This is a genomic window from Ehrlichia minasensis (assembly GCF_004181775.1).
In the GTDB taxonomy this organism is placed as follows: Bacteria; Pseudomonadota; Alphaproteobacteria; order Rickettsiales; family Anaplasmataceae; genus Ehrlichia; species Ehrlichia minasensis.
Genome location: NZ_QOHL01000013.1, coordinates 23,619 through 39,980 on the forward strand (window position 1 = coordinate 23,619; position 16,362 = coordinate 39,980).

Sequence of the window (16,362 nt, forward strand, 5' to 3'; positions counted from 1 at the left end):
ATTGAATTATAAATTTATTAAAGAGAGAATATTTCAGTGTATGTATTGTGTTAATTTTGTTTACTTAAGTTACTATAAGTGTATCAATAGTAGATGAAAATATTCTGTTAGTATCATAGTTATAGATGCCTTGTATATTAAAGTTAATATAACTGTAATTTATATTTTCATACCTTTTTCATATAGAGTAAATGTGTGTAAGAACTCTGTTATAACTCATGTACGTTTCTACAATAATGCTTAATGGGTATTAGAGAATTGTTGAGATGTTGTATAAGAATTGTGTGTAGTATGTTCATTTCATGCAGATCTAATGTGATTTTTTAATGCATTTTTATCATAACATTTAACTTTGAATGTTAGTAACTTAATAGATATTAGAGTAACATACTGAGATTTCTTAAGGTGCTTGTATAAGTAATTTAGTGAAGTTTTTGCTTATGTTTAGATATGTATCATATTAACGCGTGCACAAAACTCTTTTATTGTATTGTTGGTATTAAAAGAACTGTAATGTAGTTTTTATGTGAATTTTCGCTGAGTATTTTAAATGTTAAAAGAACATTCTAGGATTGCTATAAGTACTTGTATAACGTAGTTTAGTGAAGTTTTTGCTTATGTTTAGATATGTATCATATTAACGCGTGCACAAAATTCTTTTATTGTATTGTTTGTATTAGAAGAACTGTAATGTGGTTTTTATGTGAATTTTCGCTGAGTATTTTAAATGTTAAAAGAACATTCTAGGATTGCTATAAGTACTTGTATAAGTAATTTAGTGAAGTTTTTGCTTATGTTTAGATATGTATCATGTTAATGCGTGTACAAAATTCTTTTATTGTATTGTTGGTATTAGAAGAACTGTAATGTGGTTTTTATGTGAATTTTCGACTGAATATTTTAAATATTAAAAGAATCCTCTGAGCTTTCTTGCACGACTTGGGTGACGTAATTTACGTAAAGCTTTTGCTTCAATTTGTCGTATACGCTCTCTTGTTACGTTAAATAATTTTCCTACTTCTTCTAGAGTATGATCTTTTCCTCCTTTACCTATTCCAAACCTCATACGTAAAATTCTCTCTTCTTTTGGCGTTAATGTTGACAGTACCTTTGTAGTAATTTCTCTTAAATCTGCTAGTACTGCTGCATCTTCTGGTTTTACTGCACGTTTATCTTCTATACAATCACCAAATGTACTACTATCATCATCTCCTATAGGACTTTCTAAGCTTACAGGATCTTTGACTATTTTCATGACTTTACGTATCTTATCTACATTAATATTTAGTTTTGCTGATAGTTCTTCTAGTGTTGGTTCTCTGCCCATTTCATGTAGCATTTGCCTTAATGTACGGTTAATTTTATTTACAGTTTCAATCATGTGTACAGGAATTCTAATAGTACGTGCTTGATCTGCTATTGCTCTGGTAATTGCTTGCCTGACCCACCATGTTGCATAGGTTGAAAATTTATATCCACGCTTATAGTCAAATTTATCTACTGCTTTCATTAATCCGATATTTCCTTCTTGCACTAGATCTAGAAATTGTAAGCCTCTGTTTGAATATTTTTTTGCAATTGATACTACTAATCTTAGATTTGCCTTGATCATTTCTTGCTTTGCTTGATTTGCTGCACGCTCGTGCTTTTGTATTTTTGTTACTAATGCTTTAAATTCAGTTAGGTTATTCTCTCCAGAGAGTAATTTAATTTTACTATACATACTGACTATGTTACTTTCCTCGTTTACTAGCAGATTGTTCCATTGTTGGGAAGTACCTTTTTTTTGTAGTACAGAGTTAGTATTATATGCATCTAGAAAATCTTTGCGTTGTATGCCATAACTTTCTGCAAGGGAAATGATTTTAGCTTCTTCTGCTGCGATTGACTTACTTAAACTGTAGATTTGTTGTGTAATTGATAATACTGCAGAATTACTGAGTTTAATTTGATATATCATTTCCCATATACTATCATGTAGATCATTGTATTGTTTTTCAATTTCTTGATTAATTTTGCCTTGATACTGTTTCTTGAGTTCTAAAATTTTTTCTGCTGATGCAATGACTGAATCTAAAATACTTACAACTTTAGGCAGCAATGCATTTTCCATTTCTAATATTGAAGCGTTTATTGAAACATTTTCTTCATCTTCATCTTCTGAAATGTCTGTATCTTCATCAGATTCGTCTATTAAATCTTTATCATAATCTAGAACACTAGCTTCATCAGCATCGGCGAATTTTTCTGGGAATTCGTACCTGTAATTTGCATCTAAATCTATTAGATCTCTTAACATTATTTGTTCATTTACTAAGTCATCTCTCCAGGACATAAACGTACGTAGTACTACTGGTGATTCTACTAATGACCTTAGCATATTTACTTTTTCTGATTTTATTTTTTTTGCGATCTCAATTTCTCCTTCACGAGACAGTAATTCAACTGAACTCATTTCACATAGGTACATACGTATAGGATCATCCGTTTGTCCAAAGTCCCAAGATTTTATACCTGCATCTGATACATCATCTTCATCTAGCTCTTCTTTGATTCTATTTTCTTCTACTATGCTGTTTGCTTCATCTTCATCACTTTGTTCAAGCACATTAATACCTGAGTCTTGAAGCATTGATATAGTTTCATCTATATTATCAGCTGATAGTACATAATCAGAGAAAACATCGTTGATATCGTTGAATGTAACAAAACCTTGTTTTAGTCCCTTACTTACAAGTGTTTTGAGCAATTCTTTATCTGTTTGTAGATCTTTCATAACTAATAAATATTGAGAAACGACAAACTTGAAGTGGTATCATACTATAAACTTGTTGTCAATTATAAAACTTTTATTGAATGCATACATTGAAATGATAATTAAAAATTTGTTTATTGTTTAAAAAGTTATGATGCAGAATGTAGGTTTTGTGAAAAAAAATCTATGATTTTATCTCTGATGAAATTGTTGTCATTTGATCGATTTACTTGAGATCTAAATTCTGCTGAATTATCTAGAGAAGCACTATACCAACTTATGTGTTTTTTTGAGATTTTAACTCCTATGTCTTTCCCGTAGTATTCTATTGTATGGTCATAATGGTTTGTTATAATTTTTAGTTTTTCTAATGGTGACGGTTCAGGTAAAATTGTTCCTGATTTTATAAAATGTAACGCTTGATTAATAAACCATGGTTTACCGTAAGCTCCTCTTCCTATCATAATGCCATCTGCTTGAGATTCTTCTAGTGATGTTTTTATATCATCTAGGTTTTTTATATCTCCATTGGCTATGACAGGAATGTTTACGCATTTCTTGATATTGCTGATAAATTTCCAGTCTGCTTTTCCATTAAACATTTGTGTTCTTGTCCTGCCATGTATTGTTATCATTTTTATCCCACTTTCTTCAGCTATTTTAGCTAGTTTTGGTGAGTTTAGATTGTTATTGTCCCATCCAGTGCGCATTTTCAATGTTACTGGAATTTTTACTGCTTTTACTACGGATTCTAGGATTTTTGCAGCTGTAATTTCATCTTTCATTAGTGCTGAACCAGCGTAGCTATTAACTACTTTCTTAACAGGACAGCCGAAGTTTATATCTATGATTTTTGCACCCATATCTTCGTTGAGTTTTGCAGCTTCTGCCATTATTTCTGGATCACATCCAGCTAATTGTACAGCAGTATTGGTTTGAATTTGTGATTTTTGTAGACTTTGTTTTGTTTGTATGATCATTGCACGACTTGCTATCATTTCTGATACTAATAATCCAGCTCCAATGTTTTTCACAAGGCAACGAAATGGAAAATCAGTTACGCCAGACATTGGTGCTAATATTACTGGATATTCTGATATGAATTGTCTGATGTCCATATGTCTAATAATCCTTTTTTATTTATATTGTGGTGTAAATAAAGATTATTATCAATATTTATACTTAACTTTAAAAGAAAAATACTTATTTTTATTATTAAATAATAGATGTCTATCTGGTGTTTTTCTATATTCTCAATTTGTAAATTATGGAATATTATTTGAAGCTTTGGAATGTTATTGTTATACTTTTGTGATCCTGTGTAGTAAATTTTAAGTTATCTTATTAAAATATTAGAGAATTTAAACTATGTAAGAGAAAATAGTTTATGTAAATTAATGGGTTTGATTTTATCATATTATTTAGTGTACTGTTACAATATATATGTATTGAAAGTTTTTTAAAAAATTTTTTATTTAATAATTGCTAAAGATGTTTTACAATCTACGTAGTATTTATTATTAATAATATATAGCGTATTGTTAATGATAAGTTAATTATGTCAATATTTTTAGTGAAAGCACCAGCAAAAGTTAATTTATTTTTGCATATTACTGGTAAACGAATTGATCAACATCATTATTTGGAATCATTATTTGTTTTTGTTAACGTTTATGATCTTTTAGAAGTTAATATTGGTGGGAGAAGAAACGGGGTATATTTTTCAAATTTTAAGATTAGTAAATATAATAATACTGTATATAAGGCAATAGAATTGTTGTTAAAGCATAGTTCTGTACGTCCTAATATTTCTGTGAATGTGATAAAAAATATTTTAGTTTCTGCAGGATTAGCAGGTGGATCAGCTGATGCTGCTGCTATCATACGTTTATTAGGTAATATGTGGAATGTTGATTATAAATTACTGCAAGATTTGGCTTTAAAAGTTGGAAGTGATGTTCCAGCATGTTTAGAATCTAAAACACTTTTTGCTAAAGGAGTTGGAGAAGATATACTGTTGTTACCTGATTTATTATTGCCGAGATATATTATACTTGTTGCACCGCGAGGTAAGTCATTAAGTACAGCAAAAGTCTTTAATCATTATAAGTGTGATAATTTCTCTACTTCAATAGGTGATAAACTTCCTGTTAAACAAGATGATTGGATGGAATTAATTTATAATTCTAAGAATGATTTACTAGATGTAGCGTTGAGTTTTATTCCGGAAATAGAAGAAATATTATTTGTATTAAAGAAATTGAAAAATGTTTTCATTGCACGTATGACTGGAAGTGGTGCTACGTGTTTTGCATTGTTTAATGAGTTAAGTCATGCTGAGAATGCAGCTAAGTATTTGCAGATGACACGTCCTGATTGGATAGTATTTAATGCTAAAATACTTTAAACTTTCATTGTTTTAGTGTTAGTAAATCTATAAAGAATACAATCGTTAATCTAAGTGGATTGTTTGATGAGTCTATAGGTTGTGTGGTTGTAGCTATATAATCAGTTATTACTGTCAGTTATTTTAACTTTTCTAGTTGACATATTATAAATGTATATGATCATTACATGAATTTATTATTTACACTGATCGATACTATAAAATTGATTGTACAATTGTATGACAAGTAATAAATTTTTTTATTTACCGCAACTTCTGAGATTTTTATGTTGTGATAAATTTACATGGTAGTAGTTTTATTATACAAATTAGTAATTCACATTAAGTTGTTCTATGAATTATTGCTATGTTATACAAATAAGCGATGTATATTTATCAAAATTTCTTGAATCTTTTTATATTGTGATAATTTATATAGTATTTAATGCTGTGATACAAATTGATTATTATAATTATTTTAGTCTATAAGACATATTTATTTAGTAGTGATATGTGTAATGATGTTGTTATATTTTTTCAGTATTTTAGGTTTTTCCAACATAATAGTAGTTATAAAGTAGTCTGATTGTGAGTCTAAGTTCATTGTTACATTATGAATCTGTAAGCAATAATGATTATGAAAGTGTTCTAATAGGTTTATTCTTATTAGATTTCTATAACATTTTCTAACGTATTATAAAGTAATGCAGTCATTTATCCAATGTGTAAACTTGTCATTTGTATTGACTGGATCTATGGTAATGATTGCAGGTGTATCGTATGGATGAATTTCTTGTATCTTATTAGTTGCTGCTTGAACTAAGTTGTTTGTTGTTTTTAATATGATAACACATTCGTTGTTGTTATGTATTTCATTTTCCCATAGGTATACTGATGTAATATTGTTGAATATATTAGCGCATGCTATTAGCTTATTGTTTAGTAAAATGTTGCTTATGTGATATGCATCTTCATAAGTGGGAGTAGTTGTGTAAATTAAAGAGATATTTGTCATATGTAGTTTTCTATAGTTAAGATATTATTGTTGTGATTATAGAATAGATCAAATTTTATGAATTTATACTTATTTTTTTTGTGAAGTGTGAGCATTAATTTTAATTTAATGTTTTTATGAACTTTCTGATATTTCTAATACCTTTTCTGTAAGTTGTTTAAGAGTAAAAGGTTTGGATAAGAAATTGATTTTTGTTGCATCTATGTTACTATGCTTATTGAACACTTCTTCTGCGTAACCTGAGATAAAGATAATTTGAATATCTGGTTTGACTTTTAATATTTGCTCTACAATTTCAGGGCCACTTATTTTTGGCATGACTACATCACTGATAACAATGTCTATCGGGTGTTTATTGATAATATCTAGTGCTTGATCTCCACAACTTATATCTATTACTTTGAATCCTTTTTTAGTTAATGCTTTTGTTGCAAATATTCTTACAGGGTCTTCGTCTTCAATTAATAAGATAGTTGTGGAAGTACTTACTTGTGGTATTACATTATTTACTTCTTGTGAATATTTATTGTATGATATTTCTATGTCGTTACTGTTTGATAAATGTACTGTAGGGATAAGAATAATAAAAGTAGTACCTACATTTACTGTACTTTTGACATATATATAGCCATCTGTTTGTTTTACTATTCCATATACTGTAGATAAACCGAGTCCTATACCAGAAGCTGTTTCTTTTGTAGAAAAGAATGGATCAAAGATCTTTTTCATTATTTTATCTTCCATACCATATCCTGTATCTGAAATTTCTATTGCTACGTATTCTCCATCTTCTATTTGTTCTTTATCTGGAGAAAACATGTTTTTTAATAGTACTTTTAAAGCATCTGTTTTAGTGTTATATGTTTTTATGCTTAATTGTCCTCCTGTTTCCATTGCAGCTCTTGCGTTTACTACAAGATTGATAATTACTTGTTCTAGTTGACATAAATCTGCTTTGACTAAGTTGATGTTTTGTTCATATTGAATTTTTAGTTCTATACTTTCATTAATTAATCTCTTAATCATATGTAAGAGATCTGCAATTATGTTATTTATGTCAAGAATTTTAGGTTGTAAGGTTTGTTTTCTTGAAAAAGCAAGTAATTGCTTTATTAGATTTGTTGCTCTGTTTGCATTTTGTTTTATCTGCATGATATCTGAAAAGGAAGGATCTGTTGCAGTGTGTCTTATCAATAACAAATCACAAAAACCTATTATTGCAGTTAAAATATTGTTGAAATCATGTGCTATACCACCAGCAAGTTGACCAATAGCTTGCATTTTTTGTGATTGTTCTAATTGTATTTCTAAGTTTTTACGATCTTCACTATCAGTTATATAACATATGATAAACATGTTATTCTGGTGTATAAATTTATTAAAATGAATTTTGACATATAAATTATTATAAAGCTGTGCTTCCAATGACATATTTTTAACAATGTTGTTTTGGAAGTATTTTTTAATTTTTTTATTATATGAAGGTAATATGTATTCAAAAATATAATCTTTACTGTGTTTAACTAGCCTTTTGAGCATATTGTTTGATCTAAGGATCTTGCCATCTGTACTACATTGTAGAATGGCTATTGGTGCTTCTGTAAAACATGGGTGTAAATGGTAATTAAGGATGTCAGAATTTACTGGAGTTAAAAGTCCATAAATGTAACTATTGTTGTTTTTATCGTAGAATGCAGATTGTGATATATGTGCTTTGAATTTTATTCCTGTACTTGTTGATAATGTAACTGTATTATTATCTATGGTTTTGTCTTTATTATAACCCTTTACTAGAAAATTAGTGAATGTAGTGCCGTTTTCTATTGAATTTAATTCTAACATTTTTAAAAAGCTATCATTTGTAGATAATATTACTCCTCTGTGGTTAAGTAAATATGCACCTACACAATGCTTCTGAATTAATCTTTCATATACTTGTTCTTTAGTAATTTTTATAGCTTTAAGTACAAAATATTCTTGAGGTCTCGCAAGAGGTGCAAAAAATAGATTTATCTTTTTTGAATAATTAATTTCTATTTCTGGATTTTCTGATACTGGATCTAATATTAGTGTAAAGTTAGAAATTTTGTTTTTTGTATTTAAACAAAAATATGTGTTGATTGATAGCTTGTTTTTAAGTGCACTTTTGAATGTTTCTATTTCTTGTTCACTAATGTTACCTATTTTTAATATGTCAAATAGATTTAATTTTATTTCTTGGTTTTTTATAAATCTTTCATAAAATCTTGCATCTGAGTATATGATTTTGCCATCATTTTTTATTATTAGACAAAATTCCGTGTTATGATTTAAAGAATTGGCGAAAATCATGTTTTGGTATTCTATTGACGCGATAATATATAAATATTGTCTTAGTTGTATTGATATTGCTAAGATACTTATGCTTGTAAATATGCAATTAATAATGATATTGATGTAGCTATCATATATGTTAAAAATGTATAAGCTTAATATACATAGTAATGGTGCTATTAAAAAAATAGATAATTTACATACTGACAATCCATATCTTCTTATTACAAAATCTACTTTATTATCTTGTGTGTTGTCGGTATGTCTTTTTCTCATGTTAAAATAGAATAAAATTTATTAGTACTAAATAATATATAAAATATCTGATATTGCTATATGAATATTATACTGCTTGATTTAGTGTAATAGCATAATTTAATTTTCTATTAATATTTGATGTTAAGAGTATTTAAAATAATTTGAGTGCAATTGTCATACCTTCTTCTGTTGGGAGAAGTGTTGTTAAGTATTTATTTTTATCTGATAACCTTTTGTTAAAGGATAGCATCTTATCTATTATGGTTTTAGAAACTTTTTTTGTGATATTATCGCTAGAGTATACATTCCCAAATAATAGTGTATTGTCTGCAACTATTAGTCCATTTTTTTTTATGTTTAATTCTGCCCAATCTAGATAATTACAATATTCTGCTTTACTTGCATCTATAAATACCATGTCAAATGGTGATAAATCAGTTAATTTATTTAGTGCTGATATTGCTGTATCATTAATTACTGTTACCTTATGAGATAAGCTATGTTTTTTGAAATTACTTTTTGCTAATTCAGCATTTGTAATATCTTTTTCTATAGTATATATATGCCCATTTTCTGGTAATGCTTTAACCATACACATAGCAGATGATCCAACAAATGTTCCAATCTCTATTATGGATTTTATGTTATTCATTTTTATTAATAATTGTAAGATTTGACCTTCAGTGAGGCTGAGTTGCATTAAGGATATATCATCAGTTATCAGTTGATGTGTTGCTACAACGTCTTCATCTGTAATTGAAAATAAATCATGTATATACTGTGATTTTTTGTTTAATGTTTTGTCGCGCATAAAACAGTTTTATATGAGTGAAAATTGGTATTATAATCTTGATTGTAATTTTATTTGAGTTTTTGTTCAATTATTAATATATTATTAAGTTGCAAATTAACAACACTTTTTTTAAAAAACGTGATATATCAATAATTTTTATATCGTTTTATTGAGGTTATATGATATAATTAACATCATTAGATAGTTATGTAAGAACTAATAATATAGTTAATATGGTGAGGTAGTAATAACAATGAGCTTTTACACGCATGATGTAATAAAGAAACAAGTAACAGATACTTTTAATAAGTCAAGTAGTACCACTTATTCTGTGTTGAATGATCCTGCATACCGTGATAGGTATAGAGAAAAATTCCTTGAAGCTCAGAAGAAGGGTATGGATATGGTTGTATATTATGATGGTACCATAGCATTAATAGAAAATAAAATAGCAATGTATCAATATGGTTGGCATAAAAAAAGGAGAGAATTTGAACGTATTAAATTTGCTGCTGAGCCCAAGAAAAAAAAGAATAAATCAAATTTGTGTTAAGTAATTCGAAATACTATTAGTAGTACATAATGTTAAGTAGTGGTTAGCTTATTGATGGTGGTGTTACTTTAAGGTATGTCAATTAAAAGGTATGGTAGTATTAAATAGTCAACAAGTTGTATTCTATGAAAAAAGTTGTGGTATAGCTGTTGATGAGCTTATTTGTAGGGCTGGAAAAGCTATAACTGATTCTGTATCTAAGTTATTTCCTAAACAGTTTGTTGTAGTGGTTGCTGGGCCTGGCAATAATGGTAAAGATGGTATTACTGCTGCCAAGATGTTAAAAGCTCGAGGATGGCCAGTAATATTAATGTTGTATAGTTGTAATGTTGATATAGATGAAGATTGGGTTGTTCCATTAACGTATGATAATATTGTTAATTATCAAAATTGTTTGATTATAGATGCTATATTTGGAGTAGGGTTATCACGTAATATACCTGAGGATTTATCTTGTATATTTAGGTATATTAATAATGATAGTAATAGTGTAATAGTTGCTGTTGATATACCTAGTGGCATAAGTTGTGATACAGGGGAGATCATGGGTTGTGCTATCCGTGCTGATGTTACTATAACTTTCTCTGTGTTAAAAATAGGACACATTTTATTTCCTGGTTGTGATTATTCTGGAAAAGTACATGTTGTAGATATTGGAATTAATATTGATTATAGTAAAATTGCAATACGTAGCAACACTCCTGTTTTATGGAAACATGAAATACCAAAATTAGACTATACAGTAAATAAATATAGGAGAGGATACACATTGGTGTGTTCTGTTGGTAATAAGTCAATAGGAGCTTCAAAACTTGTTGCAATGGCTGCTTTGAGGACAGGTTCTGGCATAGTGAGTATTGCTTGCGACAGTAATGCTGTTGCATTTTATGCAAGTTGTTTGACTTCAATTATGTATAAGCTTTATGATGATGTAATTAATGATGATAGGATTACATCTGTTGTAATTGGTCCAGGATGTGGAATAAGTGACATTACTAGGCAACGTACTATAAATGTTCTCAGTAAGAAAAATTGTGTTTTAGATGCTGATTCTATATCAGTATTTGCTGATTCTTGTGAAACTCTTTTTTCTAAAATTAAGCATAATGTTGTCATGACACCGCATGAAGGAGAATTTAAACGTATATTTCCATTTTTAACAGGTAGTAAAATAGAGATTGTACAAAAAGCTGCAAATTTATCAAAGGCTGTTATAGTGTTAAAAGGTCCAGATACTGTGATTGCTGATCCTGTGGGTAATGTTGTAGTTAGTAATGCTCCATTTAATCTAGCTACAGCAGGTAGTGGTGATGTGTTATCTGGGATTATCAGTGGGTTGTTATCTTGTGGAATGAATCCACTTAGTGCTGCGTGTTGTGGTGTATGGATACATGCAGAATGTGCTAGAAGTTATGGTATTGGTTTAATTGCAGATGATATAATACTGAAAATACCACAAATATTAGGAAAATTATTTTATTCAAATTATTAATGTCACAATTCTTTTTTTGATATTGTAAAAAATAATTCTTACATAAATTGTGTTGAATGTGGTATTTTCTATTATTTTAGTATTTTTTGTTATGGTTACTCTAATACATATAATTCACTTATTGTAAGAACATTATAGATTTTTCAAAGTGTTGATGTAAATGTATAAAATGGTTGTGATTATAATTCTTGTAAAATAGAAAAAAAATACTAAATATATGTGATGAAATATGATATGAAGTGTTTTTTAAATGTATGTAATGTAGAATACCTCATTCTTTTTTTCTGGTATACCTCTACAATAAATTTAAAATTCTTTCAGAATTATCATTAGTAATAGTGTTAATCTCTTTTTTTTTTTTTTTTTTTTTTTTTTTTTTTAAATAAAAAATTTTGTTTTTTTTTTTTTTTAATTATTATTTTTTTGTTTCATTTTTTATTTTTAGATATTTTTTTGTAAAATTTTGTTCTGTAAATCCAGATAAGGATTTTGCTATGACTTATGAAATAATTAGTAAGTCAGAAAAGTATGTAAATAAGTTAATTCAAGTAGCTAATAAAGAGACTCATGGAATTTATCTTGCAACTGATCCAGACCGTGAAGGCGAAGCAATAGCGTGGCACATTGTAGAAGTATTGAGGGAAAATAATGCAATTGATAATAATGTTGTGATCAATAGAATGGTTTTTAATGAAGTAACAAAAAATGCTATTCTTGAGTCTATAAAGCATCCTAGAAGCATAAACATGGATCTCGTATATGCACAGCAAGCACGCAGAGCATTAGATTATTTAGTTGGTTTTACATTATCTCCTTTGTTATGGAGGAAACTTCCAGGTAGTAAGTCTGCTGGGAGGGTACAATCTGTTGCTTTGAGATTAATATGTGATAGAGAAAGTGATATTGAAAAATTTGTCACACAGGAGTATTGGGATATTGAAGCTAAGTGTCAAAATGTAGAAGGAAAACAGTTTTCTGCATTTTTAAGTTGTTATGCTGGTAAAAAGTTAGAGAAATTTGATATTAAAAATGAAGAAGATGCTAAGAGATTAGCAGAGGAGGTAAAATCTCGTAATTATTCTGTTGTAAAAGTTGAGAAAAAACATACAAAACGTAATCCTTATCCTCCTTTTATTACTTCTAGTTTGCAACAAGAAGCGTCAACAAAGCTTGGATTTACTGCAAAAAATACTATGCTTATTGCTCAGAAACTATATGAGGGAATTGATGTTGGTGGAGAAATTGTCGGGCTAATTACTTATATGAGAACTGATGGTTTTTATATTGCAGATGAAGCATTAGATCATATTCGTAGTATTATTGTTTCTATGTTTGGTAAGGAGTATTTGCCAAAATCTACTCGCAAATATGTGAAAAAGGTAAAAAATGCTCAAGAAGCACATGAAGCAATTAGGCCAACAAATATCACGATAACTCCTGATAGCTTATCAAATTATCTAACACCAGAACAGCTCAAGCTTTATAATTTGATATGGAAAAGGACTGTTGCTAGTCAAATGAATTCTGCAGTTATTAATCAAGTTGTTGTAGAAATAGCATCATCTGATAAAATAGTGACGTTGCGTGCTACAGGATCTTCCTTATTTTTTGATGGATTTTATAAAGTATATGGTCATAGTGAAGATGATGATAATAAGAATAATATGTTACCATTACTTGAAGTAAATGATGTATGTCCTTTAAATGAGGTTATACCTCATCAACATTTTACTGTTCCTCCTGCTAGATATAATGAAGCAAGTTTAGTGAAAAAAATGGAAGAAATAGGAATCGGTAGGCCTTCTACTTATGCTTCTATTATTTCTGTATTGCAGGATAGACAGTATGTTGTATTAAATCAAAAGAGGTTTTTTCCAACAGAGAGAGGTAGAATAGTAAATATTTTCCTTGTAAATTTTTTTAGTCGTTATGTGGAATATGATTTTACTGCTGATCTTGAGGAAGAACTGGATTTAATTTCTAATGGAAAAATTAATTGGAAGAAAGTATTACATAAATTTTGGTTTTTGTTTATTGATAATGTTAATTCAGTAAAGAAGTTAGAGTTTACTGAAATATTAAAAGTGATTAGCTCTGAGATGGAAAATTATATTTTTTCTTCTGATAAATCTGAAGCAAAAAGGGCATGTCCTGTATGTAATGATGGTACACTGGGTCTTAATATTAGTAAGAATGGTATTTTTTTAGGATGTTCTAGATATCCAGAATGTAAGTATACAAAGAATGTTGGTGGTGATCTTGTTGATGATGTAGACAATGTACAATATCCCAAAATTTTAGGAATTGATACTGCTACAGGTCAAGAAATATATCTTAAGAAAGGTCCATATGGAGTTTACTTACAGATTGGTAATGATAAAAATGGTAAACGTGCTGCTATACCAAAAAATATGGATGTCAATTTATTAGATTTGCAAATGGCAGAAAAGATATTGAATTTGCCTATAAGTTTAGGTACACATCCAAAAACTTGTAAGGAAATTAAATTAGGACTTGGTAAATTTGGTGCGTACGTATTATATGAAGGTAAATATTTTTCAATAAAAAATGAAACTAACTTTTTAGATGTAAGTCTTGAAGATGCTATTAACATTATTGCAAATAGTTCTACTAATGGTGTTATAAGATCTCTAGGCATTTCTGAAGATAATAAGGAAGTATTATTATGTAAAGGAAGGTATGGATTCTATTTAAAATATGATAAATTAAATGTTGCTTTAAAGAAAGGTACGGATGTTGAGCAAATGTCTTTATCAGATGCCATGAAGCTTATATCAGAAAAAAAGTAATAATAAAAAGTGTGAATTGAAAAATTGCTGTATTATATGAGATTTAAAGTTGTTTTTATGAATTGCTGTAGCTAGTTATCCATTCGTTATTATTATATGTATAAAGCTGATTTTTACTTTTTATCCATAAAGTTAAACCTGTATTTGGTTGTATAAAATACCATTGGTTAATGTAATAATATGTTACATAGTTTTGTTTGTTTTTCCATTCTTGAATTGTTGGTGTTGGCCCAATAATATACATATCTCCAGAAGATATTTCTTTTATTGGAGTATTGCATTGTAATTCTAGAATGCAATTATTCATGAGCATATCTATTTTTATTAAAGCTTCATTGACAGTGATTTCTTTATGTGCTTGATTGTGCATTACCAAATTAAATTTAAGATTTACAGATTGTGTCATCATATATTTGTCTCATTAAAAAGTGTGTTTAGAATTAAATGTGTTGTGATACACATAAGATGAAGTTTTTATGAAAATCTAAAGTTTATCATTAAGTGTACTTCTGAATGGATTGAATGTGGAACATTTCACATAATACACTAGTAGATTTAGTGTAGTAAAGCACAAAAACTTTATTTTTTTAAAAATGTATCGATAAAGATAATATTATCTTGGTTGTTTTGCTGATCACTTGTTTCATTCTTGTCATCAGTGTCGTAATCATAATTATCAAACTCTTCAATGTTGTTGCTCATATATTGTTCAAGATCAAGTACAAAACCCTGATAAACATCTATATACTTGATAATAGAATGGAACGGTATAACAACTGTTTCTTCTTTACCTCTGAAACTTAACACTACACTGATGCTGTTATCAAATATCTGTAAGCTTCTAAATTGATGCTGCAATATTACAGTAATTTCTTGTGGATAATTCTCTTTTACATGATCAGGTAAATTCACTCCTTTATAGTTAGTTAAAAAAGATATAGCAATGTGTACATTTGTTGAATGGTCTGAGTGAGCTATGATGGTCAAAGCATTTTTTACAATAGTGCACATAGCAGAGTGCATGAGTTTTTGATAATCTATTACATTACTCATAAATAACTTTTTGATCATAAAAAAAGAGGATTTTTCTGTTGCCCGGGAAACCCTCTAAAAAACCGCGCTAATGACAAAACTAAGCAGCTACTAAGTCAGCGCTGCTATTATTGTCATTTGCGAAAACGAAATTATCGTTTGCACTTATAAATTTTGAGCATTTAAACGGCTGTTTTCTCACCGAGCAAAAACTATCCCCTTTACTATGCATGTCGATCCTGTTTCACCCCCATAGTAAAAAGTGGAGATGCCGAGCACTGCCCTCGGGTCCAATACATCTATTTTAAGATGCCTTTATTGCCATAGTGCGTAAAACACGGTAATAATTGTAATACTATATTTCTATAAGTCAATACATTTATATACCACGCTATAAAAGATAACAATATAACACAACTAATACTAGTATACTTAGAACTTAAAAAGAAAATTTGTAAAAATTAAAAAAGCTCCCCGGGCCGGGCTCGAACCAGCGACCTATTGGTTAACAGCCAAGTGCTCTACCAACTGAGCTACCGAGGAAAAGATATCTATAAATATACATACTGTATTTCTTACATGCAACAAAAATTTGATAATAATTGTAATACTTAAATGTGAAATTCTTAAAAGTAATAAATTTTCTTAAGTTACATGATAATATTAATTTTATATGTAAATCTACAAGTAATAGCTGATAATCTATTTTAGTAATGACTGATATGTAGTTATCTTGGTTTTATATGTTTGAAATGACATATTATTCTGATTGATATATATAACACATATATTCTATGTATAGGTATCATTTTGCAGATGAGAAAGGGATCTTATTTGTTATTTTTCTAAATACTTGTTGTTTTGTATAGAGTTTTACTTACAGGATGGGTAATGATTTTATGAGAATGAAGTTTCATATATTTTAAATGTGTTAAGTAATAAAAAACATTTTTTT

General features: G+C 28.6%; 10 protein-coding genes, 1 tRNA gene, 1 other RNA gene and 1 pseudogene. 4 read left to right on the forward strand and 9 right to left on the reverse strand.

Annotated features, from left to right (window positions below; genetic code table 11):
- Positions 1-907: 907 nt before the first annotated feature.
- Together rpoD and dusB are read right to left on the reverse strand one after the other, a co-directional pair.
- On the reverse strand, positions 908-2,776 hold the full coding sequence (rpoD, locus tag DRF75_RS03190; protein ID WP_045171610.1) for an RNA polymerase sigma factor RpoD: 1,869 nt from the start codon (positions 2,774-2,776) through the stop codon (positions 908-910).
- Between the two features lie 128 nt (positions 2,777-2,904).
- Entirely contained in the window at positions 2,905-3,873 is a 969-nt protein-coding gene (gene dusB / locus DRF75_RS03195; protein ID WP_129992645.1) for a tRNA dihydrouridine synthase DusB, read from the reverse strand.
- A 440-nt stretch (positions 3,874-4,313) separates the two neighbouring features.
- On the opposite strand from dusB, the gene DRF75_RS03200 reads away from it, so the two are divergent.
- Entirely contained in the window at positions 4,314-5,162 is an 849-nt protein-coding gene (locus tag DRF75_RS03200) for a 4-(cytidine 5'-diphospho)-2-C-methyl-D-erythritol kinase (protein ID WP_129992646.1), read from the forward strand.
- Between the two features lie 673 nt (positions 5,163-5,835).
- Here the strand turns inward: DRF75_RS03200 and cutA are convergent.
- The 3 genes from cutA to DRF75_RS03215 all read right to left on the reverse strand — a co-directional run bounded on the left by cutA (position 5,836) and on the right by DRF75_RS03215 (position 9,538).
- A complete protein-coding gene (gene cutA, locus DRF75_RS03205; protein ID WP_045171435.1) occupies positions 5,836-6,156 on the reverse strand; it encodes a divalent-cation tolerance protein CutA in 321 nt (106 codons plus the stop codon).
- A 114-nt stretch (positions 6,157-6,270) separates the two neighbouring features.
- Positions 6,271-8,745: a response regulator gene (locus DRF75_RS03210; RefSeq protein WP_045171436.1), complete on the reverse strand. Its 2,475-nt coding sequence runs from the start codon at positions 8,743-8,745 to the stop codon at positions 6,271-6,273.
- A gap of 133 nt (positions 8,746-8,878) precedes the next feature.
- Complete coding sequence (locus DRF75_RS03215; RefSeq protein WP_045171437.1) at positions 8,879-9,538, reverse strand: O-methyltransferase; 660 nt, start codon at positions 9,536-9,538, stop codon at positions 8,879-8,881.
- 235 nt (positions 9,539-9,773) lie between these two features.
- On the opposite strand from DRF75_RS03215, the gene DRF75_RS03220 reads away from it, so the two are divergent.
- The 3 genes and pseudogenes from DRF75_RS03220 to topA form a co-directional block, all read left to right on the forward strand.
- Positions 9,774-10,073, forward strand: coding sequence for a DUF2671 domain-containing protein (locus DRF75_RS03220; protein WP_045171438.1), 300 nt, complete (start codon positions 9,774-9,776; stop codon positions 10,071-10,073).
- A 91-nt stretch (positions 10,074-10,164) separates the two neighbouring features.
- Entirely contained in the window at positions 10,165-11,565 is a 1,401-nt protein-coding gene (locus DRF75_RS03225) for an NAD(P)H-hydrate dehydratase (RefSeq protein ID WP_129992647.1), read from the forward strand.
- A 458-nt stretch (positions 11,566-12,023) separates the two neighbouring features.
- A pseudogene (gene topA, locus DRF75_RS03230) lies at positions 12,024-14,375 on the forward strand (type I DNA topoisomerase); the annotation flags it as partial.
- 55 nt (positions 14,376-14,430) lie between these two features.
- Here topA and DRF75_RS03235 read toward each other — a convergent pair.
- From DRF75_RS03235 to DRF75_RS03250, 4 genes are all read right to left on the reverse strand, one after another.
- Positions 14,431-14,784, reverse strand: coding sequence for a DUF2793 domain-containing protein (locus tag DRF75_RS03235; RefSeq protein ID WP_045171441.1), 354 nt, complete (start codon positions 14,782-14,784; stop codon positions 14,431-14,433).
- 170 nt (positions 14,785-14,954) lie between these two features.
- Positions 14,955-15,428, reverse strand: a complete 474-nt coding sequence (locus DRF75_RS03240; protein ID WP_045171582.1) for a ClpXP protease specificity-enhancing factor SspB — start codon at positions 15,426-15,428, stop codon at positions 14,955-14,957.
- A 24-nt stretch (positions 15,429-15,452) separates the two neighbouring features.
- Positions 15,453-15,785, reverse strand: a transfer-messenger RNA (tmRNA) gene (gene ssrA / locus DRF75_RS03245).
- A gap of 92 nt (positions 15,786-15,877) precedes the next feature.
- Positions 15,878-15,950, reverse strand: a tRNA-Asn gene (locus tag DRF75_RS03250).
- Between the last annotated feature and the right edge of the window lie 412 nt (positions 15,951-16,362).

What these genes read in the sequence shown, in the direction of transcription:
- rpoD (WP_045171610.1), bottom strand. Translation starts at nt 2,776, where the DNA reads ATGAAAGATCTACAAACAGATAAAGAATTGCTCAAAACACTTGTAAGT.
- dusB (WP_129992645.1), bottom strand. Translation starts at nt 3,873, where the DNA reads ATGGACATCAGACAATTCATATCAGAATATCCAGTAATATTAGCACCA.
- DRF75_RS03200 (WP_129992646.1), top strand. Translation starts at nt 4,314, where the DNA reads ATGTCAATATTTTTAGTGAAAGCACCAGCAAAAGTTAATTTATTTTTG.
- cutA (WP_045171435.1), bottom strand. Translation starts at nt 6,156, where the DNA reads ATGACAAATATCTCTTTAATTTACACAACTACTCCCACTTATGAAGAT.
- DRF75_RS03210 (WP_045171436.1), bottom strand. Translation starts at nt 8,745, where the DNA reads ATGAGAAAAAGACATACCGACAACACACAAGATAATAAAGTAGATTTT.
- DRF75_RS03215 (WP_045171437.1), bottom strand. Translation starts at nt 9,538, where the DNA reads ATGCGCGACAAAACATTAAACAAAAAATCACAGTATATACATGATTTA.
- DRF75_RS03220 (WP_045171438.1), top strand. Translation starts at nt 9,774, where the DNA reads ATGAGCTTTTACACGCATGATGTAATAAAGAAACAAGTAACAGATACT.
- DRF75_RS03225 (WP_129992647.1), top strand. Translation starts at nt 10,165, where the DNA reads ATGGTAGTATTAAATAGTCAACAAGTTGTATTCTATGAAAAAAGTTGT.
- DRF75_RS03235 (WP_045171441.1), bottom strand. Translation starts at nt 14,784, where the DNA reads ATGATGACACAATCTGTAAATCTTAAATTTAATTTGGTAATGCACAAT.
- DRF75_RS03240 (WP_045171582.1), bottom strand. Translation starts at nt 15,428, where the DNA reads ATGAGTAATGTAATAGATTATCAAAAACTCATGCACTCTGCTATGTGC.